This window comes from [Pantoea] beijingensis (genome assembly GCF_022647505.1).
GTDB classification, from domain to species: Bacteria; Pseudomonadota; Gammaproteobacteria; order Enterobacterales; family Enterobacteriaceae; genus Erwinia; species Erwinia beijingensis.
Window position 1 is genome coordinate 3055748 of sequence record NZ_CP071409.1, and the last position, 23968, is coordinate 3079715.

The 23968-nt window shown below is 51.5% G+C and carries 20 protein-coding genes, 4 tRNA genes and 2 rRNA genes; 8 read left to right on the forward strand and 18 right to left on the reverse strand.

The window, feature by feature from the left end; translation table 11 throughout:
- Nucleotides 1-164: 164 nt before the first annotated feature.
- From hpxK to hpxU, 7 genes are all read right to left on the reverse strand, one after another.
- The gene (hpxK, locus tag J1C60_RS13920; protein ID WP_128176663.1) at nt 165-1463 is read right to left on the reverse strand and encodes an allantoate amidohydrolase; all 1299 of its coding nucleotides are present in this window, start codon (nt 1461-1463) and stop codon (nt 165-167) included.
- Nucleotides 1433-2671 (reverse strand): pyridoxal-phosphate-dependent aminotransferase family protein, encoded by a 1239-nt coding sequence (locus J1C60_RS13925; protein WP_128176661.1) that lies wholly within the window; start codon nt 2669-2671, stop codon nt 1433-1435. The genes hpxK and J1C60_RS13925 overlap by 31 nt, the downstream gene beginning before the upstream one ends.
- 15 nt (nt 2672-2686) lie before the next feature.
- A complete protein-coding gene (locus tag J1C60_RS13930; RefSeq protein WP_128176659.1) occupies nt 2687-3424 on the reverse strand; it encodes an amino acid ABC transporter ATP-binding protein in 738 nt (245 codons plus the stop codon).
- Entirely contained in the window at nt 3405-4061 is a 657-nt protein-coding gene (locus J1C60_RS13935) for an amino acid ABC transporter permease (RefSeq protein WP_128176656.1), read from the reverse strand. The genes J1C60_RS13930 and J1C60_RS13935 overlap by 20 nt, the downstream gene beginning before the upstream one ends.
- Nucleotides 4058-4726, reverse strand: coding sequence for an amino acid ABC transporter permease (locus tag J1C60_RS13940; protein ID WP_128176654.1), 669 nt, complete (start codon nt 4724-4726; stop codon nt 4058-4060). Before J1C60_RS13940 ends, J1C60_RS13935 begins: the two co-directional genes overlap by 4 nt.
- Nucleotides 4727-4730: 4 nt before the next feature.
- Nucleotides 4731-5522, reverse strand: coding sequence for a transporter substrate-binding domain-containing protein (locus J1C60_RS13945; protein WP_128176652.1), 792 nt, complete (start codon nt 5520-5522; stop codon nt 4731-4733).
- Between the two features lie 191 nt (nt 5523-5713).
- Complete coding sequence (gene hpxU / locus J1C60_RS13950; RefSeq protein WP_128176650.1) at nt 5714-6553, reverse strand: MurR/RpiR family transcriptional regulator HpxU; 840 nt, start codon at nt 6551-6553, stop codon at nt 5714-5716.
- A 254-nt stretch (nt 6554-6807) separates the two neighbouring features.
- Between hpxU and J1C60_RS13955 the strand changes: the two genes are divergently transcribed.
- Genes J1C60_RS13955 through hpxZ form a run of 4 tightly spaced genes read left to right on the forward strand, consistent with a single transcriptional unit; the run spans nt 6808 to nt 10371 of the window.
- Complete coding sequence (locus J1C60_RS13955; protein WP_128176648.1) at nt 6808-8394, forward strand: gamma-glutamyltransferase family protein; 1587 nt, start codon at nt 6808-6810, stop codon at nt 8392-8394.
- A 12-nt stretch (nt 8395-8406) separates the two neighbouring features.
- Nucleotides 8407-8592 carry an oxalurate catabolism protein HpxX gene (gene hpxX / locus J1C60_RS13960; RefSeq protein WP_182611459.1) on the forward strand — a complete coding sequence of 62 codons (186 nt, stop codon included), beginning with the start codon at nt 8407-8409 and terminating at the stop codon, nt 8590-8592.
- Nucleotides 8589-9983, forward strand: coding sequence for an AtzE family amidohydrolase (locus tag J1C60_RS13965; protein ID WP_128176644.1), 1395 nt, complete (start codon nt 8589-8591; stop codon nt 9981-9983). The genes hpxX and J1C60_RS13965 overlap by 4 nt, the downstream gene beginning before the upstream one ends.
- Nucleotides 9984-9987: 4 nt before the next feature.
- On the forward strand, nt 9988-10371 hold the full coding sequence (hpxZ, locus tag J1C60_RS13970) for an oxalurate catabolism protein HpxZ (protein WP_128176642.1): 384 nt from the start codon (nt 9988-9990) through the stop codon (nt 10369-10371).
- Between the two features lie 147 nt (nt 10372-10518).
- Here hpxZ and J1C60_RS13975 read toward each other — a convergent pair whose 3' ends face one another.
- From J1C60_RS13975 to dnaQ, 3 genes are all read right to left on the reverse strand, one after another.
- Nucleotides 10519-11703: a hypothetical protein gene (locus J1C60_RS13975; RefSeq protein WP_128176640.1), complete on the reverse strand. Its 1185-nt coding sequence runs from the start codon at nt 11701-11703 to the stop codon at nt 10519-10521.
- Between the two features lie 448 nt (nt 11704-12151).
- Nucleotides 12152-12228: transfer RNA gene (locus tag J1C60_RS13980), tRNA-Asp, on the reverse strand.
- Nucleotides 12229-12362: 134 nt separating this feature from the next.
- Nucleotides 12363-13103, reverse strand: a complete 741-nt coding sequence (dnaQ, locus tag J1C60_RS13985) for a DNA polymerase III subunit epsilon (protein ID WP_128176638.1) — start codon at nt 13101-13103, stop codon at nt 12363-12365.
- A 277-nt stretch (nt 13104-13380) separates the two neighbouring features.
- On the opposite strand from dnaQ, the gene rnhA reads away from it, so the two are divergent.
- The gene (gene rnhA, locus J1C60_RS13990) at nt 13381-13908 is read left to right on the forward strand and encodes a ribonuclease HI (RefSeq protein ID WP_164877278.1); all 528 of its coding nucleotides are present in this window, start codon (nt 13381-13383) and stop codon (nt 13906-13908) included.
- On the opposite strand, the gene J1C60_RS13995 is transcribed toward rnhA, so the two are convergent.
- Nucleotides 13893-14627, reverse strand: a complete 735-nt coding sequence (locus J1C60_RS13995) for a class I SAM-dependent methyltransferase (protein WP_128176634.1) — start codon at nt 14625-14627, stop codon at nt 13893-13895. The two genes, rnhA and J1C60_RS13995, sit on opposite strands and share 16 nt — an antisense overlap.
- A gap of 42 nt (nt 14628-14669) precedes the next feature.
- On the opposite strand from J1C60_RS13995, the gene gloB reads away from it, so the two are divergent.
- Entirely contained in the window at nt 14670-15425 is a 756-nt protein-coding gene (gloB, locus tag J1C60_RS14000) for a hydroxyacylglutathione hydrolase (protein ID WP_128176632.1), read from the forward strand.
- A 71-nt stretch (nt 15426-15496) separates the two neighbouring features.
- Nucleotides 15497-16882 carry a murein transglycosylase D gene (gene mltD, locus J1C60_RS14005; RefSeq protein WP_128176630.1) on the forward strand — a complete coding sequence of 462 codons (1386 nt, stop codon included), beginning with the start codon at nt 15497-15499 and terminating at the stop codon, nt 16880-16882.
- Between the two features lie 166 nt (nt 16883-17048).
- On the opposite strand, the gene J1C60_RS14010 is transcribed toward mltD, so the two are convergent.
- Both J1C60_RS14010 and J1C60_RS14015 read right to left on the reverse strand, forming a co-directional pair.
- Nucleotides 17049-17816, reverse strand: coding sequence for a class I SAM-dependent methyltransferase (locus J1C60_RS14010; protein ID WP_128176628.1), 768 nt, complete (start codon nt 17814-17816; stop codon nt 17049-17051).
- Nucleotides 17817-17898: 82 nt separating this feature from the next.
- Nucleotides 17899-18702 (reverse strand): endonuclease/exonuclease/phosphatase family protein, encoded by an 804-nt coding sequence (locus tag J1C60_RS14015; protein WP_128176626.1) that lies wholly within the window; start codon nt 18700-18702, stop codon nt 17899-17901.
- Nucleotides 18703-19016: 314 nt separating this feature from the next.
- Between J1C60_RS14015 and yafC the strand changes: the two genes are divergently transcribed.
- Complete coding sequence (gene yafC / locus J1C60_RS14020; RefSeq protein WP_128176624.1) at nt 19017-19946, forward strand: DNA-binding transcriptional regulator YafC; 930 nt, start codon at nt 19017-19019, stop codon at nt 19944-19946.
- A 207-nt stretch (nt 19947-20153) separates the two neighbouring features.
- On the opposite strand, the gene J1C60_RS14025 is transcribed toward yafC, so the two are convergent.
- The 5 genes from J1C60_RS14025 to J1C60_RS14045 form a co-directional block, all read right to left on the reverse strand.
- A tRNA-Asp gene (locus tag J1C60_RS14025) sits at nt 20154-20230 on the reverse strand.
- A gap of 84 nt (nt 20231-20314) precedes the next feature.
- Nucleotides 20315-20430, reverse strand: a 5S ribosomal RNA gene (gene rrf / locus J1C60_RS14030).
- 100 nt (nt 20431-20530) lie between these two features.
- Nucleotides 20531-23438: ribosomal RNA gene (locus tag J1C60_RS14035) — 23S ribosomal RNA — on the reverse strand.
- A 201-nt stretch (nt 23439-23639) separates the two neighbouring features.
- Nucleotides 23640-23715: transfer RNA gene (locus J1C60_RS14040), tRNA-Ala, on the reverse strand.
- A 129-nt stretch (nt 23716-23844) separates the two neighbouring features.
- Nucleotides 23845-23921, reverse strand: a tRNA-Ile gene (locus J1C60_RS14045).
- Between the last annotated feature and the right edge of the window lie 47 nt (nt 23922-23968).

Sequence of the window (23968 nt, forward strand, 5' to 3'; positions counted from 1 at the left end):
GCATCCGTCCTTCCGGTTGATGATTCTGCACTTCTGCTTTGCCTTGGGATTGCCTGTGTTATCAGGGAAATGCGTGATCTGATGCTGGGGCTAAGCAAAAATTCGATTCATTCAACAAAACCATTAAATAATTAAAAACCCGTGAATAAAGCACGCAGAGAAGATTAATTTAGACAATCCTGTAACGGGTGCGGATATTCTGCGATGTCATTCACAACCTGCACGCAGGCCTGAATCGCCAGTGCAACATCCGCCGCCTGCACCGATTCAGCGGGATGGTGGCTAATGCCGCGATCGCAGCGCACAAAAAGCATCCCCACTGGCCAGCGTTCGGCCAGCGCAATCGCATCATGCCCGGCGCCGCTGGGCAAGGAGATGCAGCGCCCCTGCACCTGTTCAACGGCCTGCGCCAGCTGCATCTGTAACCGCTCATCGCAACGCGTCGCCGCAATGTGATAAAACTCGTCGGCACAAAACCGGATACCGCGTCGCTGAGCGATCTCTTCAGCCAGCGACAGTAACTCAGCCAGCAGATCCGCCAGCGGCCGATCCGCCGGACCACGAATATCCAGCGTTAAATTAACCTCTCCCGGAATGACATTCACCGCGCCAGGTGAGCAACTCAGCGCACCAACGGTTGCGACCATGTGCGGATGCTGTAGCGTCCGTTGTTCAATCGCGACCATCCACTCTGCAGCGGCGGCAAGCGCGTCTTTACGATGAAGCATCGGGACAGTTCCGGCATGCCCCGCTTCACCGCTGAAGCAGCAGTTGAGCCGACGCGCGCCATTAATTGCCGTCACCACGCCCAGTGCCAGCCCCGCCTGCTCAAGGCAGGGCCCTTGCTCAATATGCACTTCGAGGTAAGCAACAATTTCGCGGACCTGGCGTGTGGCCTGGGAAATGCGATCCGCATCCAGCCCTACGTCGCGCATCGCTTGTGCAACGGTAATATTGTTACTATCAGGCTGATCCCGCCAGCTATCTGGCCAGCTGCCAGTGATACCGCGGCTGCCTAATAATGTGATGCCAAAACGTGCGCCCTCTTCGTCCGCAAAGCCGATAATCTCAATCGCCAGCGGCAAACGCTGTTGGTTTTGATGAAGATAATGCACCGTTTCTATCGCGGCCAGCACGCCCAGCATGCCGTCGTAACGGCCTGCATTGCGAACCGTATCAAGATGCGATCCCAGCAGTATGGCAGGCGCTCCCGCTTCCGCCGCCTCGTAGCGCCCACAGATATTTCCCACACTGTCCTGCCAGACCCGCATGCCCGCCGCTTCCATCCATTCGCCGACGCGTGTATTCGCCCGCATATGTTCAGGCGACAGATAGACTCGTGTCAGCTCTCCAGCCGTTTCACTGATCTCCGCCAGCGCATCGCAGCGAGACATGACTCGCGCTGCTGCCTGCTGTGCCTCAATTGCGTTCATCACAGGCTCCCGCTTGCATAATGGTTCCATGCTGCCTGCATTGCCGCCCCCTGCACCGTTTTAGAGCCAATCCGATTCAGTACCGCATCCAGTGCCGTCAGCGTTTGCAGCACGCAATCTTTACGTGCGTTATATCCCATGGTGCCAATCCGCCAGACTTTCCCCGCCAGTGGGCCAAACGAGGTACCTATTTCGATGGCGAAGTCTTCCAGCATTAGCGTGCGCACCTGCTCGCCGTTGATACCCGACGGGATCACCACGCCCAGCACGTTATGCATTTTGTGATTCAGGTTGCCAAAGGTTTCCAGCCCCATTCCCTGAATGCCTGCCAGCATGGCATCACCGTGTAGCCTATGCCGGGCGATGCTGTTATCCAGTCCCTCCTGCAGGATCAACCGTGCGCATTCGCGTGCGCCAAACAGCGCGGTGGTCGCTTCGGTATGGTGGTTTAGCCGTTCGGGTCCCCAGTAATCCATGATCATGCCAAGATCAAAGTAGTTGGAGTAGATCATCTCATCATCGCCATCCTGGTGCGCCGCAGTGCGGATCCCTTCCTCTACACACTGACGCTTACGGATCACCGCCGCCATTTCCGGACTCAGGGTGACGGGAGATGTGCCGGACGGACCGCCAAGGCACTTCTGCATCCCGGCCGATACCGCATCGAGTCCCCAGGCATCGGTTTCCAGCGGGTTGCCACCAAAGGAAGCGGTTGCATCGGTATAGAACAGCACGCCATACTGGCGGCAAATCGTGCCGAGGTTTTCCAGCGGCTGAAGCATGGTGGTTGAGGTATCGCCCTGTACCGTGAGCAACAGGCGAGGACGTACGGCTTTTATCGCATCCTCAATCCGATCCGGGGTGAAAACCTCGCCCCAGGGCGCCTCAATAGTATGAACCTCGGCGCGACAACGGCGGGCAATCTCACACAACAGGTGCCCAAAACGGCCAAATACCGGTACCAGCACTTTGTCTCCCGGCCGGATAGCCGAGAGTAAGATGGCTTCAATGCCGGCACGCGAGGTGCCATCGACCAGCATCGTCCACTTATTTTCTGTACGGAAGAGTGCACGATAGAGCGCCATCACTTCGTTCATGTAGCCGGTCATAGCCGGATCGTACTGGCCGATCAATTGGCTCGACATGGCACGTAATACCCGAGGATCGGCATTGATCGGACCGGGGCCCATCAGCAGACGCGGCGGCGGATTAATTTGCGGGTATTTTGAGATATCCATTTTCATTCCTTCTGATTAATTCAGGCCACGTACCGATGAGATAAATTGCTTTAACTCTGCCGTTTGAGGATGGGCGAAGAGCTTTTGACTGTCGCCCTGCTCCCATACGCGCCCCTGATGCATAAAGACCACCCGGTCCCCCACATCACGGGCAAAGTTCATTTCGTGCGTCACGAGGATTAACGTCATCCCCTCTTTGGCCAGTTGTTCCAGCACCTTCAGCACTTCGCCCACCAGCTCAGGATCGAGAGCGGAGGTAATTTCATCGCACAAGAGTACTTTTGGCGACATTGCCAGCGCACGGGCGATCGCCACGCGCTGCTGCTGCCCGCCGGATAAGTTCGCCGGATAGTAATCAATACGGTCACCGAGGCCGACCTTGTTCAGCATCTGCCGCGCCAACTCATGGCACTCTGCTGCTGATTTTTTCAACACGCGGCGCGGGGCGAGCATGACGTTTTCCAACGCCGTCATATGCGGGAACAGGTTGAAGTTCTGAAACACCATCCCGATGGAGCGGCTAATCTCACGCGCCTGTGAGTCACGGTCGGTTATCGTCATGCCTCCCAGTTTGATGCTTCCATCCTGGTAACCTTCCAGCCCGTTGATACAGCGCAGCAGCGTACTTTTCCCCGAACCGCTGCGGCCAATAATGGAGATCACTTCGCCCATGTTGATATCGAGATCGACGCCCTTCAGCACATGGTTTTCACTGTAATATTTATGCACCTGGTTAATGGTGATGAGCGGCATTAAATTTTTTCTCCAGATACTGGCTGTAGCGCGACAGCGGATAACACAGCAGGAAATAGCCCAGTGCGACTAAGCTGAATACTTTAAAGGGCTGGTAGGTTACGTTATTCAGTATCGTTCCCGCTTTGGTTAATTCGACAAAGCCAATGATTGATGCCAGTGCCGTGCCTTTAATGACCTGCACGGCGAAACCGACCGTCGGCGCAATACCGATGCGCACCGCCTGCGGGGCAACAACGCGCAGCAACGTTTGTCCAAAGCTTAATCCCAGGCAGCGTGAAGCCTCCCACTGCCCTTTCGGTAACGCCTGAATGCTGCCGTACCAGATGTCGAGCAGAAAGGCACTGGTATATAGCGTTAATGCCGCGGCCGCCGCGGTCCACGGCGAGACATCAACACCAAACAGCGCCATGCCAAAAAAAGCCAGGAACAGCTGCATCAGCAGCGGCGTGCCCTGAAAAAGTTCGACATATGCACGTATAAAGCACCCGGGCCAGCGCCGTTTACTCAGGCGGATCAGCAACAGGGGTAACGTCACCAGCGTGCCACCCAAAAATGCTGTCAGAGACAGCAGCAGCGTCCAGCGAGCAGCCAGCATTAGGTTGCGCAGAATGTCCCAGTCAGTAAAAGTTGTCATCCGCGTGCGCCCCCAAACCATTTACGCCCCGCCGCCAGTAACAACTGGCGCATCGCTACCGACAGCGCCAGATAAATCAGCGTTGTCACCAGATACACTTCAAAGCTCAAAAAAGTGCGCGATTGAATCAGGTTGGCGGCAAAAGTTAGCTCTTCATAAGAAACCTGCGAAACTACCGAGGAGCCGAGCATGACAATGATGCACTGACTGACCAGTGCCGGGTAAATTCGCTGCAGTGAGGGCGGCAGTACAATGCGAATAAAGGTCTGGGTTCGGCTCAGGCCTAATACGCGCCCGGCTTCCCATTGTCCTTTTGGGGTGACCTGAATACCGGCCCGGATGATTTCGGTGCTGTACGCCCCAAGGTTGATCAACATCGCCAGTAACGCTGCCTCACCTGCCGTGAGCTTGAGGCCCATATTTGGCAGGCCGAAAACAATGAAGAACAGCTGGACGACGAACGGCGTATTGCGGATCACCTCAACGTAGAGCCCCCAGAGCCGGCTCAACAGTGAAGGCCTGCCGCTGCGTAATGCCGCACCGAGAATGCCTAACCCTACGCCGCCAATAGTCGCCACCAGCGTAAGTTGGATGGTGATCCATAAACCAGCCAGTAACTCCGGCCAGTGCGGCCAGAGCGCGGCGAAATCCAGTTGCCCGATCATCCATCTAACCCTGAGCGGCCAATTCAGCCGGAAGTGGCGCTTTCAACCAGGTTTCAGACATGCTGTTCAGTGTTTTATCCTGTATTGCCTGGCCAATGAGTGCATCGATTTTTGCCTTCAGTGCCGGCTCGTTTTTACGCAATCCAATAAAACACGGTGAATCTTTCAGCATAAATTTCGCCATCGGCGCGTTATTAGCATTCTGACGTCCCATCGCGGCCACCACTAAATTACCGGTAGCGATGTACTGCACCTGACCTGATAAGTACGCGGAAAGCGTCGTATTATTATCTTCATAACGTTTTATCTGCGCCTCTTTCGGCGCGACATCGCTTAACACCATATCTTCAACGGCACCGCGCGTCACACCGATGGTTTTTCCACTTAATCCTGCGGCGTCGCTGAGCGTGGCGTCTTTAGGACCGAAAACCCCGAGGAAAAAAGGCGCATAAGCACGGCTGAAGGCGATCACTTTTTCCCGCTCGGCATTTTTGCCCATACTGGAGATCACCAGATCCACCTTATCAGTTTGCAGATAAGGGACGCGGTTTGCACTGCTCACTGCCACCAGCTGTAACTTTAGTTTCAACTGCTTCGCGAGGTACTTTGCCATATCGATATCGTAGCCCTGCGGTTGTAAATCAGTCCCTACAGAACCAAAAGGTGGGAAATCCTGCGGCACGCCAACGCGGATAACACCGCGCTTTTGTATATCTTGTAGCTGATCCGCTACCGCATGAGAAACCTGTGCCAGCATTAACGTTGCGCCCAAAACTGCCATCAATACTTTTTTCATTATTGCTACCCCGGTCAGTGAACATGAAACGAAAGATTCCTGAAAGAGCATTCTGCAACTAATGTGCCAAAGAAGCCGGAATATTATTTTTTGCTGAAAAACGCATCAGACAGGCAAAGAAGGGAAAATGCGCGTGTATTACGAGGATATTATTGAACCAAAATGAGGCATGGCACCAAAATGGCGCCCCATTATCGCTGTTCCAGCTCATCCAGCTGCTGATACACATCAGCAATAAGGTGAATGCGTTGACGCCCCTGTGACAATAATTCATGCAGCAGCGCATTAGACAGCAGATTAATCAGGCTCATAGCCGATGCATAGCTGTCAAATGCAGAGACGCTGTCCAACGGGGTACAGAGTTGCCAGCGAGACAATGCCAACACGCTCTGAGCTTGCGGCTCACACAGGATGAGCAACGGGATTTTATGCTGCTGAAGCTGCTGTAACAGCGGTTTCAGAATACGCGGACGTCGACGGAATGCCACCACAATCACCATATCTTCTGATGTGATATCCACCAACTCTTCCCCCAGCGTTTGCCCAGGCTGAGGAAGCAGGCTGACCCCCGCTCGCACCTGTAACAACTGCTGGCGCAAGTGCAGTGCGACCGGATACGCATTACGCATTCCTACAATCACGACCCTTTTACTGCCAATCAGCGCGGTGATAATCTCGCCAAATTGGGTGGCATCAATACTGTTGACCCAATGCGTCAGATTTGCCACTTCTTGTTTATAATGTCGGGCCAGCAACGTATTACCCTGTACCGCATCACGATTGTCTGTTAACGGCATACCGCTTTGGCGCAATGTGCGTAATTCATCACGCATATCTTTATACTTTTCATAGCCCATGCGCTTAAACAAGCGACTCACCGTCGCTTTAGATACACCGCTAAGGCGCGCCAGTTCCGCGCTGTTATAGCTAATGAGATCGTCATAATGATCGAAGACAAAATCGGCAATCCGCTGTTCCTGCGGTGAAAGCTGCGCGTAATGGCTTCTGAGGCGTTCATCAAGTTGTTTCATGGCAATCTCATGTAACTTTCGTTTCACAGACCATAACATATTTAACCAAGATGCCAATTATCTGAACCCATCGCCCTTCTGCAATATGTCACTCGGAAAAAATATGGAAACCTGGAACGCCTCTTGCTTCACTGTTCTTCTCTGTAACCGAAAGCCCCTGAATGATTTGCAATGCAGGGCACCGCAAACTCAGGACTCGCAGGGAAAAGCAACTAACCCGCAGCTTGCGGTATGACGGTCATAAAAGGTGGAAAATGATTCAAAGTAATATCGCCCCGTTAGGGATGGCAGTCACTCCGCATCACCTGGCAAGTGAAAGCGCACTTGCGATACTGCGCGAAGGCGGTAACGCCATCGAAGCGATGGTCGCGGCAGCAGCAACCATCGCCGTTGTTTATCCACATATGAACGGTTTGGGGGGGGATGGCTTCTGGTTGATCGTCCCGCCTCAGGGGGAACCGATAGCCATTGATGCCAGCGGTGCCGCGGGGACGTTAGCCGATTTAAATTTCTATCATGGCCAGAAAACTATCCCACACCGTGGGCCAAAGGCTGCGCTCACCGTAGCCGGTACCGTAAGCGGATGGAGCGAAGCACTGGCGGTATCCAGTGAATTAGGCGGCGTTCAAAAACCCCTGGCACGCCTGCTGGGTGATGCCATCCGTTATGCTGCCGATGGTATTCCTGTCACCCACTCTCAGGCAGACGCAACGCAGAACAAACTCAGGGAATTGGTGGATCAGCCTGGCTTTGCCCGGACCTTTTTACTTAACGGCGCCCCCCCTGCTGCCGGTAGCCGGTTTACTCAGCCGGACCTCGCCAATACATTATGCCTCCTCACCGAAGAAGGTCTGGATAGTTTCTATCGCGGTACACTGGCGCATAAGCTGGCTCTCGGCATGTCGCAGTTGGAAATGCCGCTGACGTTGGAGGACTTACAAAATCACCACGCGAAACGCCTTACACCGCTGCGCGTTTCTCATCAGCAGGGCGATATATTCAATATACCGCCCCCCACGCAGGGCTTGGTATCTCTGGCCATTTTGGGCATCACCGATTGTTTAGATATGGTAAACGCCAACGATGCGCAAACTATTCATCGCATCGTCGAAGCCACTAAACTCGCCTTTGGCCTACGCGATAAATTCATTACCGACCCGCGTTATATCACCGAAGATATGCAGGATCTGCTCGACTCGACACTGCTTGCTGAGCTCGCCGCGACACTTGATGACCATCAGGCAGCGCCGTGGGGAACGGGACGCGGACCGGGCGATACTGTCTGGATGGGCGTGATGGACAGCAGCGGACTGGCCGTTTCCTTTATTCAAAGTATTTATCACGAATTTGGCAGCGGCGTGGTCCTGCCTGATACCGGCATCATCTGGCAAAATCGCGGCGCTTCGTTCAGCCTTGATCCGACGCATATGTTGGCCCTCGCGCCCGGCAAGCAGCCTTTTCATACGCTCAACCCTGCCGCTGCACGCCTGCACGATGGCCGCACCATGGTCTACGGATCAATGGGGGGGGACGGTCAGCCACAGACCCAGGCAGCCATTTTTACACGCCATGTCGTGCAGGGCTTGCCGCTACAACAAACGATAAGCGCACCACGTTGGCTTTTAGGGCGAACCTGGGGGCAGTCCTCAGACTCGCTGAAACTGGAAGCGCGTTTTTCCACAGAAACAGTTTCCGCACTGCGCGCACTGGGCCATGAAGTCGAAATGCTACCGGACTACAGTGAAGCCGTCGGTCATGCAGGTGCTATCGTTCGTCACATTAATGGCATGCTGGAGGGCGCGTTCGATCCGCGCAGCAATGGCAGTGCCGCAGGGTTCTAACAGGAGATTATGATGACACAAATAACCGATTGGTCCGCCTATCTCGCACAGATGGAGCAGGTGCTGGCACTGGATCTGGACGATGTTCGCCGAGCCGAATTGCTGACGCAGTTTACCCGTATTGCTGCAATGGCGGCCCCGTTAATGGCCTTCCCGCTGGACGATCGGCTGGAAGTTGCGGGAGTCTATAAAGCATGACGTTCGCCTCACTCTCAATTGCACAAATTCAGCGTGCGCTCAAAAATGGCGATCTCAGCGCACGCGATATTGCCGAACAGACCCTGGCGGATATTGAAAAATATAATCCGTCACTTAACGCCTGGACCGAAGTTACCCAAGCGCGCATGTTGCAGGAAGCCGATTGGGTGGATCGCCAGCGCCATGACGGGCAGACCTTACCACCGCTTGCGGGTATACCTTATGCGGTAAAAAATCTTTTTGATGTTGCGGGCTACAGCACACTGGCAGGTGCCAGCCTGTTCAGCGATCGCGCTCCCGCGCGAAGCGATGCATGGGCCATAGAAAAACTGGCGCAGTCCGGTGCCCTGCTCTCCGGCATGGTAAATATGGACGCTTATGCCTACGGTTTTACCACCGAAAATAGCCATTATGGCGCAACACACAATCCGCACGATTTGACGCGTATTGCGGGCGGATCATCCGGCGGCTCTGCCGCGGCCGTCGCGGCCGGTATCGTGCACTTTTCATTGGGCACAGATACCAACGGTTCGATTCGCGTACCTGCTTCACTGTGTGGGATCCTGGGGTTAAAGCCAACCTTTGGCCGCTTATCCCGCAGCGGGAGCCATCCCTTTGTGGCCAGTCTTGACCATATTGGCCCCTTTGCCCGCAGCAGCGAAGATTTAGCCACCGTTTATGATGCATTGCAGGGACATGATGGCAGCGATGCCTTCCAGGCGGGCATGGCAGTGCAGCCTGCTGCCGAAACATTGGAGCGTGGACAGGAAGGATTACGCTGTGGCGTACTCAGCGGCTATTTTCAAACCTGGTGTAATGACGATGCGCGTGATGCCGTGATCGCCGCAGCACAGGCGTTACACGCCAGTGAGGAGGTGCTTCTTCCTGAAGTTGAAATCGCCCGCGCATCGGCTTTTTTAATCACCGCCTCTGAAGGAGGTAATCACTATTTACCGCAGTTGCGTAGTCATCCTGAAAAGTTTGAGCCGCTATCACGCGAGCGTCTGCTGGCTGGCAGCATGATCCCCGCAGCATGGTACGTTCAGGCCCAGCGCTTCCGCCGACATTTCCAGCAGCAGGTTCTACCGCTGTTTGATCGCTATGATGTGCTGATCGCTCCTGCAACACCCTGTAGCGCCACAATAATTGGTCAGGAAACTATTCGTATTAACGGCATCGATTTACCGACCCGGGCCAATATGGGCATGCTGACGCAGCCGATCTCTTTTCTTGGATTACCGGTTACCACCGTTCCGTTACAAACGACCAGCGGATTACCCATTGGTTTGCAACTGATCGCAGCCCCTTTTAAAGAGGATCTGTGCCTGCGCGCCGCCCGTGCGCTTGAACAACAAGGTTTGGTTAAGGCGCAAGCCGCCACTATGGATTAATAAGATGAAAAGTGAATATATCGATCGTCCGGCCATTCTTGCCGAAGTTACCGCAGCCTTTTACCGTTATGAGCAGGCATTAATCAGTAATGATATCGCCGTGCTGGATGAATTGTTCTGGCATGATGATCGTACTGTACGGCTGGGCGCTGGCGAGAATTTATATGGTATTGAGGCGATCAGGGCATTTCGTTCAGCCCGCCCTTCAGTGGGGCTGGATCGCCAGTTAAATAATACCGTTATCACGAGCTTTGGCGAGGATTATGCCGTATGCAGTACGGAGTTCACTCGCGAAGGTAGCGAGAAAATAGGCCGCCAACAACAAACATGGGTGAAGCTGCCCTGTGGCTGGCGGATCGTTGCGGCGCAAGTTAGCCTGATGAGCTGATTCTATTTTCGTACGGGTGAACGACAAGGGGTCGAGATTACTCAGCCCCTTCCCGCTGCGCCAGAATGCAGATCCTGCCTATGTATCCGTAAGGATGATGCTTAGCGTATTCCCCTTTGCCCGCAAGACAGCGTAAATAGCGTTAGATTACACTCCGAGTCGGGTGGCAGCGCTCAAATTTAGTGCTGCAAGCCGTGAATCCAGGGCACGCATAAAGTTCCGATACCCCTTTTTACCTTGCAACGGATCGGGAAGGTCGCTGAAATAACCGAGCTTACGACCCGGTTGTAGCACTTCAACGATACTGTGGTGTCCCGAGGCAACCAATAGCGCCGTGTGTATGAGTATATTGGTTTCAACGCTCTGACGTTCCTTCGCAGTGAGCGATGCGTAGGGTTTCTCCTGTTCCATATGATGGAGAATAACCTGCATGGTACCGGAAGCACCTGCAATAAAAGGGGTGCCACTTTTGCTAAACTGCTTTGCTGTCTCTGATAAAGGGTCCCGCATATTAGATGACTTGGCGTGGTTAATATTTCTATTAAAGAAGTTCTCTGTTGACGGACGCCGATGTAGCTCATCCGCAATACCGGCATGACGGTTATATACGCTCTGCGATCTCACCCGTTCCTTGGGTACGTCTATGCGTCCCCGGTCTCTGAATAAGGGCTGTCTACGAATCGCTCTGCGAGTCTCAGGATCTCGAGCTTCTAAAAGCATGCCATTCAGATCGAGCATTATCTTAAAATCATTACTCTCAACCAGACGCAAAATCAGCGCGGTTGGAGTTTCATTTCTTATAACACCGTCCTGAATGGATTGTTTTAGCGTCTCGGCATGCTCAAACCCCGTCATTAGTGCAGCAACATCCGTAGGACTGATATTCCTGGATTCGAGAGACGCTTTAAACTTCTGTTTAAATTCAGTGGTCGCCGTTAAAGGCCCCGTTATCAGACTTGCTATATGCTGCAAAAAATTTGTAGCAAGGTCAGGATGGATAGATCGCAGCACATTTACTGACCAGCTCGACTCTCTCTGCGTTGCCGCTGCGTCATTACCCCGGTTGTCGAATTCGACCTTGTCCTGCCGCCTGTGAAGCGACATCTGATTAAATCGAGCCCACAGGCTATTTTTACTCTCTGGCGGAGGATTAGGGATTCGAGGAAAAACATTTTCAGCAGCAACACCGGCTCTCTCTTGCTGAAACTGGGGATGTATGCGGCTACCTGCTGGCAGAGAAGCATAATGACGATCCCCAGGCTGAGGCTCAGCATAGATGCGACGACTTGCAGGCTGTTGCTGTTGGAGCACCGCAGCATTTTGGCTTGCCATAGGCCTCTGCTGGAACTGAGGATGCATACGGTTATCTGCTGGCGGAGGGGCATAATGACGTGCCCCAGGCTGAGGCTCAGCATAGATGCGACGACTTGCAGGCTGTTGCTCTTGAGGCAGAGGAAGAGTGCGATTACCTATAGGCGCCGCTGGGACTTAATAACCGGCCATCGGCTCTTGAGAATAGTAAGCACCATAACCGGCAGGCTTATTATTTATAGTGGGCATTTTCTTGGCTTATTTTAGGGGAAAAAGAATTGTCAAAATTGTTAAGTAGTATTCAGTAGCCAAAAATTCCCGATAAAAGGGCAATAAGCTGGAAAGGAATGTGAGAAAATATTTCAGCTACAGCCCCCGGGGAAGCCGGTCGGCCCAGGGATGCTAAGTCGTATATTGAAAATACAGAAAAGAAAAGGGCCACGTTAGTGACTAACATGGCCCTGAATAGTGGCGGAACGGACGGGGCTCGAACCCGCGACCCCCTGCGTGACAGGCAGGTATTCTAACCAACTGAACTACCGCTCCGCGCTGTGTTCCCCGTCGGGAACGGGGCGAATATTAAGACGACCAGGTTAAACCGTCAATGCTTTTTCGTTGATTCTGATTCAGTTGCCTGAAATTTCATCGCAATGGTGTTTTTTTAATGCGTTTTGATACACTTAAGCGCGCCACAGACAACTTCCTCCCTTCTTCATCACCAGGTCCAGACGCTGTTCATGCGCCATTGCCTCTTCATCCGTCGCCTGTACGACACGTAGCGCTGACGCCGGCCGTACAATCCGTTGAATACTTGCGCTACCATCCGCTTCCTTACGCTCGCCTTCAACGGAAAATGCCAGCGACGTTTGCCCGCCGGTCATTGCCAGGAAGACCTCAGCAAGGATCTCCGCATCAAGCAATGCGCCGTGCAACGTCCGCTTACTGTTATCTATTTCATAACGTGAACACAGTGCATCAAGGCTATTACGCTTTCCCGGAAACAACTTGCGCGCCATCAGCAAGCTGTCGGTAATTTTACAGAAGGTATCCGTTTTAGGAATATCGCGCTTCAGCTTACTGAATTCATAATCCATAAAACCGATATCAAACGAAGCATTATGGATGACCAGTTCGGCCCCACGGATGTAGTCGAGAAACTCATCGGCAATCTCGCTAAAAGCAGGTTTATCCGCAAGAAATTCATCGGCGATACCATGAACACCAAATGCTTCAGGGTCCACCAGCCGATCCGGCTTGAGATAAAGATGAAAGTTATTACCCGTCAGACGCCGATTAACGACTTCAACAGCGCCGATTTCGATAATACGGTGCCCTTCGTAATGAACACCAATCATGTTCATACCCGTGGTTTCTGTATCAAGGACGATAATCCTGTTAGCGCTATTTGTGTCGATAACCATCACCCGTTGGAAATTAACTCATCGGAGAAGAAAAAAATGCGCGACTGATGCAGCCCGCGATGCTGTACAGCAGGTATATTAACAGCGACGTTGCTATCCGGGAACCATCCTGCCCCTATCTTTATCCCTGTAATTTCACCGCAAACACGCCTGCACGCATCAAATACGGTAGGGTTGATATTGCTATCGGAGTGGTATCAATAGCCGGAATACCTGAGTTTGCGAATAGAAATCACCTTTTGCGTGCATTAAGGTGTATTCCTGACGTGTAATTGCAATGTTTCCCGAGCCGGTTTATGTCAGACTTGTTTTTTTTGCAGAAGGAAGTCTATCCGCGATGCGCAAAGAGGTAGAAATTTTCACTGATGGTTCCTGTCTTGGCAACCCTGGACCCGGTGGTTATGGCGCAATCTTGCGCTACCAACAACACGAAAAATTTTTTAGTGCCGGGTATCACCTTACAACGAACAATCGCATGGAGCTCATGGCAGCGATTGTTGCTCTTGAAGCATTAACACAGCCTTGCGTGGTGTGCGTTAGCACCGATAGCCAATATGTACGCCAGGGGATTACCAGTTGGATTCACAACTGGAAAAAACGCGGCTGGAAAACGGCCGATAAGAAACCGGTTAAGAATGTCGATCTTTGGAAACGGCTCGATGCTGCCCTGAGCCACCATGAAATTAAGTGGGAATGGGTAAAAGGCCATGCTGGACATCCAGAGAACGAGCGCTGTGATGAATTGGCGCGAAAGGCCGCCAGCAGTCCTACCATTGACGATGTCGGCTATCAGCAGGAATCCTGATCCCGTGTCTTACGCAGTTGCCGCGCCGCATTCACTGCTGGCCGCAACTGCGCCTTTCCAGCACGCTTTTTTGCGGGGTTCATCGTTAGCGGGAAAGTACGTTTCCTGGCAACAACAATATTCAGGCATCCTAACGCAGGTAGATGGGTCGTCATCATTTTCCCCCCTTGCCTGTTCCAGGGCACGACCTGAAACCGGGTTCGATGCATCACTTCATAATTAAGCAGGCCGAGCCAGTCCAGCAACCGCATCTGGGTGAACATCCGGCCACTCCAGGGCGCTCGGCGATGTAATCCTGGGATCATTTTACCCATTCCCAACAGGCTAAAGGGCGTGAACCCGCTGATAATCAGCCAACCATCATCAATCAATACCCGATCGACTTCACGTAAAATACGATGCGGATCGCCACTCCAGGCCAATGTGTGCGCCAGTAAGCAAGCGTCAACTGATTTCGATTCAAATGGCAAGCGCATTGGATCGGCTATCACTTGCAGAGAATCCCCTTCAATCCCCACGTTGACCTGATGAGCGATAGCACAATTCTGGGTATCAATTTCCGCACTGAGGTTACCGATTTTAAGCAAATGGAAACCATACAATTTACTCAGGCAGGGTTGAAGGTGCTGCGAGAGTGCATCGCGAAAATAGTCGCCCCAAGGCATATCAGCCCAGGAGTTTGGGGCATTAAGAATTTGACGTGTTTTAGCGGGCTTCATGCTTTACCATCTTCATTCCTTCACGGCGTTGAGAGGTGACTCATGAATCTTACCAGCATTCCCGCTCTTCAGGATAACTACATCTGGACACTCAATAATGACCGCGGTCACTGCCTGATTGTCGATCCCGGCGAAGCGGCCCCCGTGATCAACACCTTGCAACAGAACCAGTGGCAGCCTGTCGCTATTTTACTAACGCATCACCATCACGACCACGTTGGCGGCGTAAAAGAACTGGTTGAAAAATGGCCACAGCTTGTGGTGTATGGTCCGCAAGAGACACAAAATAAGGGAGCCACTGAGATTGTCAGTGAGGGGGATTGCTTCACTATTTTGGGCAACGAATTTCGTGTAATAGGGACACCTGGCCATACTTTAGGACATATCTCATATTTTAGTTTCCCTTATATTTTTTGTGGAGACACTATGTTTTCTGGCGGCTGCGGACGATTATTTGAAGGCACACCGGAACAAATGTTTGAATCTTTTCATAAACTTAACAACCTTCCAGATGATTCACTGGTTTGCTGCGCCCATGAATATACATTATCTAATTTGAAGTTTGCGCAACACATACTCCCCCAGGATAATGAAATTGCAGCTTGTTTCCAGCAAATTAAGGACTTACGAGCTAAAAATCATATTACTTTGCCTACAAAACTCGCATTTGAACGGAAAATAAATTTATTTTTACGAACGCATGAAATTGATTTACAAAAGATTATTGGATTTAACTCGCCTCCTTACCATCAATGGCAAGTTTTCGCGCGCTTACGCGAGCTCAAAGACCATTTTTGATTTTTCTGGTTGTGTTGTCTCAAGCGAGCACGTATAGTTGCTCGTCTTTTAAGCAAACTATTGACACACACATGAAGGCTAAAGCGATATTACTCGCCTCGGTCTTGCTGGTGGGATGCCAGGCATCAAGGCACGATGCTAACATCCCGGAACAGCATGCACAGAGTCTGTCTTCGGCAGGTCAAAGTGAAAATGGAAAAAATCCAGATCGAATGTTGTCTGCGCGTTGGCAGGATGATGGAACAGGCCTCGCACAAGACCAGGATCTTTGGAATTTCATTAGCGACGAGCTGAAGATGCAGGTTCCGGAAAACAGCCGGATCCGCGAACAAAAACAAAAGTACTTAAAGAACAAGAGCTATCTCCACGATGTAACATTACGGGCAGAGCCGTATATGTACTGGATAGTCGAGCAGATTAAACAACGTAAAATGCCGATGGAACTGGTACTGCTACCCATAGTGGAGAGCGCTTTTGACCCCCATGCGACGTCCGCAGCAAATGCCGCAGGCATTTGGCAGATTGTACCCGCGACGGGGCGTAACTACGGTTTGAAACAGAACCAGTGGTATGACGGACGACGAGATATTGTCGCCTCGACAAAAGTTGCATTGGATATGATGCAGCGCCTTAATGGCATGTTTGGTGGTGACTGGTTACTTACCGTTGCCGCGTACAACAGCGGTGAAGGCCGTGTACTGAAAGCAGTGAAACAGAATAAAGCCAGAGGTAAGCCTACCGATTTCTGGCATCTTTCACTGCCACGTGAGACTACGGTATATGTGCCTAAGATGTTAGCGCTGGGTGAACTCCTGAAGCATAACAAGCGCTATGGTATCCGGCTACCTGCCCCGAACGAGAGCCGCGCTTTAGCGCGAGTGGAAGTCGGCCAGCAGATTGAGTTAACGCAGGCTGCCGATATGGCAGGCATGTCGTTAACCAAGCTTAAGAGCTTTAATAGCGGTTACAAACGTGGAACGACAGCGCCTAATGGGCCACATTACATTATGGTGCCAAAATCTAACGTTGCGAAGCTTCGTGATTCTCTGGCTTCAGGGGATATCTCTGCAGTTCAGCCTACGCAGTTAGCCAGTAACATTGGAAGTAAAGCGACAAGCTATAAGGTACGTAGTGGTGACACGCTTTCAGGCATTGCGAAACGTTTAGGCGTTTCAATAAAAGATCTGCAACGTGCCAATAATCTTCGCGGTGCGAACATTAAGCCAGGGCAAACGTTGAGCGTTAGCAGTAGTAAAAGTACCGAGCTGGCTGATAATAGCGGCAGTATTACTTACAAGGTGCGGAAAGGGGATTCTGTTGCCAGCATAGCAAAACGTCATGGTGTTAATATGAAAGACGTATTGCGTTGGAACAATGTATTAAGTGGTGCGAAAAGCATCCAACCCGGTGATGAGCTGACGCTTTTTGTAAGTAATAACGCAATGCCAGAGAGTTAAATATCAATTTTCTGCCGATACCAGGAAAGAGCCGATTGCGAAATTGGCTCTTTTTTTATGACTGAGATACCGGCTAATGAAAAATTTCAGGGCAGTGTCAGCGTCAGAAAAGTACAGGCACATTGTTCAGCAAGGCGTCATCTGAATGAAACGAAGCCGAACTGATTCAAGCTTTATAAGCTTCAATAAAGAGCGTATCGCTGGTAAAGCTTCCATCGTCTTGCAACATGTAATAGCGTTTTACTTCATCAGAAGCAGACTGCTGGTAGGCGCGGATAGCGGTTACCAGGGTTTCAGGTGTACGCATGCGTGTAACCCAGTTAGAAAACTCAAGTGACAGCCGATCTTGCGTTACACGGTTGATCATCAGCCCCGCCTTCGTAAACATGTTTAACCACTCACCAGGGCTATAATCACGGACGTGGGAGGTATCACGCAGCGCTTCAATGGTCTGCAACCAGATATCCAGTACGGCGTTTCCCGGTGAGCTCACATCCATAAAAATAACGGCACCGGCGGGTTTCAATACCCGTTTAACCTCACGCAGCGCCTGCCCAACGTCATGCCAGTGGTGTGCAGAATAACGGCTAATTACAATATCAAAGGTTTCATCAGGAAACGGCAGCGATTCCGCGTAGCCTTGCTCCGTCTTTAAATGTGAATAGCCACGCTCGCTGGCAGTACGCTTCACAACGTCCAGCATTTGAGATGAGAGGTCATAGGCAACGACGTTCCGGACCTGCTCAGCCGCAATAAAGCTGGCGTGCCCTGCTCCACACCCGAGATCCAGTACACAGGACTCAGGAGTAGCGGACAAGCGTTTCGACAAACGCTGCAAATCGTGGCCAGTTGCATGCACCGCACTACTCAGATAAGCCTGGGCCCGATCGCCAAATTGCGCTTCAACATGTTGATGATGGCTTTTAGCTGTCATCTCTACCTCCTTCTTTATTGTTTAGAAAAACAGGCAGACAGGCATAACTGACCTGCCCTATGATGGCTGGCCTCGTGACGACTTAAATCAGCGGGGGCTTGCCAGAGTGGAATTCAACGAGTAGCGGATTGTGATCGGATGCACGGGTGACAAGGACTGATGCCGCAGCAACGTCTATACCACGGTAGAAAACAAAATCCAGTGGGCGGCCAAACGCTTTACGACGATGATCGTCGGTAAAACGAACGTCACGTAACCCCATCTCACGCGCGAAGCGGTAGAGGGCATGCATGCGCTGACGACTCCAGGCATTGAAATCTCCAGCCATAATAACCGGGCCCTGATGATGAAGTATCTGTTCCCCGATTGGCCCCAGTTGTTTGCTGTAGACATCAATACCCAGACTGAAATTAACAGCATGAATATTAACAACCATCAGCATCTCGCTATTCGGCAACGGATAAGCCGTGACCAGGGCTGATTTTGCCAGGCGAAGTAATGGCTCACGTTCGCGGAGTGGACAACAATATACGGGATGCGCAGCAGCAAGCGTCATAACACCTGAAGGATGTTGAGGCAATACAAAAGCGGGAACCTGATCGGCTGCAAGATAGTTTGAGGTAGCGAACTTAATCAGTTCCGGCGTAGTTTGTGCTTCTTGCAACAAAACCAGATGCGCATCTTTACCGAAATTTTGGAGTACTGATAACCAGTCGGCCCGCTGTTGTTTAAAAATATTCCAGACTAAAACTCGCAGTGTCGAATCCATCGGTAAGGGTGCACCTGGTGGTAATGCCTGTCCTACATGCAACATCGCGCCAGGCGGGAAAATTTGTTCCGCTGGCTGACCTGCGACGTATCTCATGGCATAAGTTTTCTTCTGCACTTTACCGCCTGAATCCTTATCTATATCCAAATAGCAAAATATGTCTTCCAGTTATAGGGGCTTTACACCGGAGTTTCAATCAGTGTGGCAGATTTACCGATATTAGAGCGTAAGCAAATGCAAAAACAGCTTCACCGTTACGGCCTGCCAGGGCTATCGGGCAAGCACTGAACACCATTTACAAAAATTACAGGAATGAACATCAAATCGCTCATAAGCACAATCAATGTTATTTACTGACAGATAATATTACCCCGTGCCTGAACAGCTGGAAAGCTCAAAAATAAACGTTTTATTTTGCTAAAGGAGCAATAATGAAAGCTTCATCGGAAGAGTTAATCATTTTTGTTGCCGTCGTGGAAAGTGGTAGTTTTAGCCGAGCTGCCGAACAGCTTCACATGGCCAATTCTGTCGTCAGTCGGGCAGTTAAAAAACTCGAAAATAAATTGGGGGTTGAGCTATTAACCCGTACCACACGCCAGATTAAACTGACGCAGGAAGGAGAAAAATATTTCCGTCATGTACAAAAATTGCTTCAGGAGATGGCCGCTGCGGAAAATGAACTGATGGAAAGCCAGCTTACGCCAAGAGGTGTATTGCGTATTGATGCCGCCACACCCGTTATCCTTCACCTTTTAATGCCGTTAATTAAACCATTCCGTGAACGCTATCCACAAATGAGACTCTCACTTGTCTCATCTGAGACCTTCATTAATTTAATTGAACGAAAAGTTGATATTGCTATCAGGGCAGGGAACTTGACAGACTCGAGCCTCCGTGCAAGACCACTTTTTCTCAGTTACCGCAGAGTCGTCGCCTCCCCGGATTATCTTAGCAAGTTTAGCCGACCGACCAAGGTCGCCGATCTTGCTACACATACCTGTCTTGGATTTACTGAACCATTAAATCTTAATCGCTGGCCACTGCAGCAACAAGATGGCCAGCTTTATGAAATCACTCCGGATATAACATCAAACAGTGGTGAAACTTTAAAACAACTATGCCTTTCTGGTAATGGAATTGCCTGTTTATCAGATTACATGATCGATAAGGAGATCGAAGAAGGGAAATTAGTCACGTTAATGGCTGATAAGGTTTTACCTGTAGAGATGCCATTTAATGCTGTTTATTACAGCGATCGCGCTGTCAGCAGCCGCATTCGTGCTTTTATTGACTTTCTGAGTGAGCATGTAAAAAAAGTTGATAAGCAGGTTAGCCTCTATCAGCAAAGTGATCGTGATTAAGTCCATTTAGGCGCTAACGCTTTTAAGTTAAAGATTACCATCATGTCAACCACGCCACACTTTTTCAACAGCTGATACCTTGCAGATATAGGTAGGTTTAAGTATATGGGGCAGAAATATGCACTTAGAAAAGAGTCGGAAGGGAAATAAAACAGGCACATATAAGACAAAAAGCCCTGACATTACTGTCAGGGCTCTGTGTTTAAGTGGCGGAACGGACGGGGCTCGAACCCGCGACCCCCTGCGTGACAGGCAGGTATTCTAACCAACTGAACTACCGCTCCACCGATTCTGGACTGAATTCAGAATGTTGCTTCTGATATCAGGTATTTCGCCCGCCCCGCGTCACCGGGATGGTCATGTCTGATGCCTGGCAGTTCCCTACTCTCGCATGGGGAGACCCCACACTACCATCGGCGCTACGGCGTTTCACTTCTGAGTTCGGCATGGGGTCAGGTGGGACCACCGCGCTAGTGCCGCCAGGCAAATTCTTTTCGTGACGCTCATTCTGCGCCACTGATTCTTTATCCGTTTACAAGCCGAAAATCTTTATCGTCTCTCTACCAAAACGCCTCTGGCGTTGTAAGGTTAAGCCTCACGGGTCATTAGTACCGGTTAGCTCAACGCATCGCTGCGCTTACACACCCGGCCTATCAACGTCGTCGTCTTCAACGTCCCTTCAGGACTCTCAAGGAGTCAGGGAAGACTCATCTCGAGGCAAGTTTCGCGCTTAGATGCTTTCAGCGCTTATCTTTTCCGCACTTAGCTACCGGGCAATGCCATTGGCATGACAACCCGAACACCAGTGGTGCGTTCACTCCGGTCCTCTCGTACTAGGAGCAACCCCTCTCAGTCTTCCAGCGCCCACGGCAGATAGGGACCGAACTGTCTCACGACGTTCTAAACCCAGCTCGCGTACCACTTTAAACGGCGAACAGCCGTACCCTTGGGACCTACTTCAGCCCCAGGATGTGATGAGCCGACATCGAGGTGCCAAACACCGCCGTCGATATGAACTCTTGGGCGGTATCAGCCTGTTATCCCCGGAGTACCTTTTATCCGTTGAGCGATGGCCCTTCCATTCAGAACCACCGGATCACTATGACCTGCTTTCGCACCTGCTCGAGCCGTCACTCTCGCAGTCAAGCCAGCTTATGCCATTGCACTAACCTCACGATGTCCGACCGTGATTAGCTGACCTTCGTGCTCCTCCGTTACGCTTTAGGAGGAGACCGCCCCAGTCAAACTACCCACCAGACACTGTCCGCAGCCCGGATAACGGGCCTACGTTAGAACATCAAACGTTAAAGGGTGGTATTTCAAGGTCGGCTCCACGCAGACTGGCGTCCACGCTTCAAAGCCTCCCACCTATCCTACACATCAAGGCTCAATGTTCAGTGTCAAGCTGTAGTAAAGGTTCACGGGGTCTTTCCGTCTTGCCGCGGGTACACTGCATCTTCACAGCGAGTTCAATTTCACTGAGTCTCGGGTGGAGACAGCCTGGCCATCATTACGCCATTCGTGCAGGTCGGAACTTACCCGACAAGGAATTTCGCTACCTTAGGACCGTTATAGTTACGGCCGCCGTTTACCGGGGCTTCGATCAAGAGCTTCTCCTTGCGGATAACCCCATCAATTAACCTTCCGGCACCGGGCAGGCGTCACACCGTATACGTCCACTTTCGTGTTTGCACAGTGCTGTGTTTTTAATAAACAGTTGCAGCCAGCTGGTATCTTCGACTGGCTTCAGCTCCGGGAGCAAGTCCCTTCACCTACGCGCCAGCGTGCCTTCTCCCGAAGTTACGGCACCATTTTGCCTAGTTCCTTCACCCGAGTTCTCTCAAGCGCCTTGGTATTCTCTACCTGACCACCTGTGTCGGTTTGGGGTACGATTCAGTGTTACCTGGAGCTTAGAGGCTTTTCCCGGAAGCAGGGCATTTGTTACTTCAGCACCGTAGTGCCTCGTCATCACGCCTCAGCCTTAAAGCACCCCGGATTTGCCTGGGATGCAAGCCTACACGCTTAAACCGGGACAACCGTCGCCCGGCTAACATAGCCTTCTCCGTCCCCCCTTCGCAGTAACACCAAGTACGGGAATATTAACCCGTTTCCCATCGACTACGCCTTTCGGCCTCGCCTTAGGGGTCGACTCACCCTGCCCCGATTAACGTTGGACAGGAACCCTTGGTCTTCCGGCGAGCGGGCTTTTCACCCGCTTTATCGTTACTTATGTCAGCATTCGCACTTCTGATACCTCCAGCAACCCTCACAGGCCACCTTCAACGGCTTACAGAACGCTCCCCTACCCAACAACGCATAAGCGTCGCTGCCGCAGCTTCGGTGCATGGTTTAGCCCCGTTACATCTTCCGCGCAGGCCGACTCGACCAGTGAGCTATTACGCTTTCTTTAAATGATGGCTGCTTCTAAGCCAACATCCTGGCTGTCTGGGCCTTCCCACATCGTTTCCCACTTAACCATGACTTTGGGACCTTAGCTGGCGGTCTGGGTTGTTTCCCTCTTCACGACGGACGTTAGCACCCGCCGTGTGTCTCCCGTGATAACATTCTCCGGTATTCGCAGTTTGCATCGGGTTGGTAAGCCGGGATGGCCCCCTAGCCGAAACAGTGCTCTACCCCCGGAGATGAGTTCACGAGGCGCTACCTAAATAGCTTTCGGGGAGAACCAGCTATCTCCCGGTTTGATTGGCCTTTCACCCCCAGCCACAAGTCATCCGCTAATTTTTCAACATTAGTCGGTTCGGTCCTCCAGTTAGTGTTACCCAACCTTCAACCTGCCCATGGCTAGATCACCGGGTTTCGGGTCTATACCCTGCAACTTAACGCCCAGTTAAGACTCGGTTTCCCTGCGGCTCCCCTATACGGTTAACCTTGCTACAGAATATAAGTCGCTGACCCATTATACAAAAGGTACGCAGTCACCCCATTAAAGAGGCTCCCACTGCTTGTACGTACACGGTTTCAGGTTCTTTTTCACTCCCCTCGCCGGGGTTCTTTTCGCCTTTCCCTCACGGTACTGGTTCACTATCGGTCAGTCAGGAGTATTTAGCCTTGGAGGATGGTCCCCCCATATTCAGACAGGATACCACGTGTCCCGCCCTACTCTTCGAACTCACAGCAGGTGCATCTTCGTGTACGGGGCTTTCACCCTGTGTCGCGCGACTTTCCAGACGCTTCCACTGATGCACAAGCTGATGATGGTTCCGGGCTCCTCCCCGTTCGCTCGCCGCTACTGGGGGAATCTCGGTTGATTTCTTTTCCTCGGGGTACTTAGATGTTTCAGTTCCCCCGGTTCGCCTCATGCCACTATGTATTCATGACATGATAGTGCAACGGATTGCACTGGGTTTCCCCATTCGGGTATCGCCGGTTATAACGGTTCATATCACCTTACCGGCGCTTATCGCAGATTAGCACGCCCTTCATCGCCTCTGACTGCCAGGGCATCCACCGTGTACGCTTAGTCGCTTAACCTCACAACCCACAGGCGTTTTGCAACGCACATGTGTCGTGATAATTTGAGAGACTCGAACACACCGCCTTCATTCTTTATTACGGAAGAATGACGCGACGTGTCGTTTCAATTTTCAGCTTGTTCCGGATTGTTAAAGAGCATAATACTTCGCAGCATACTGTTGCCAGTACACTCTGAAGTATTGGATTTCAGGACATATATGGTGGAGCTAAGCGGGATCGAACCGCTGACCTCCTGCGTGCAAGGCAGGCGCTCTCCCAGCTGAGCTATAGCCCCATACAGTCACTTGCAGAGACCTTTATTACCAAACTCAATCAAGAGTTAATTCTTTCTCAGGCAAGGCATGCGACCGGGAAGTTTACTTCAGTAAACGACCGCGAGCATAACGCAGCATGAGTAAGAATTTGGTAGGCCTGAGTGGACTTGAACCACCGACCTCACCCTTATCAGGGGTGCGCTCTAACCACCTGAGCTACAAGCCTATAAAGGTATCCTGCTCGTTTCTTTTCATCAGACAATCTGTTGTGGA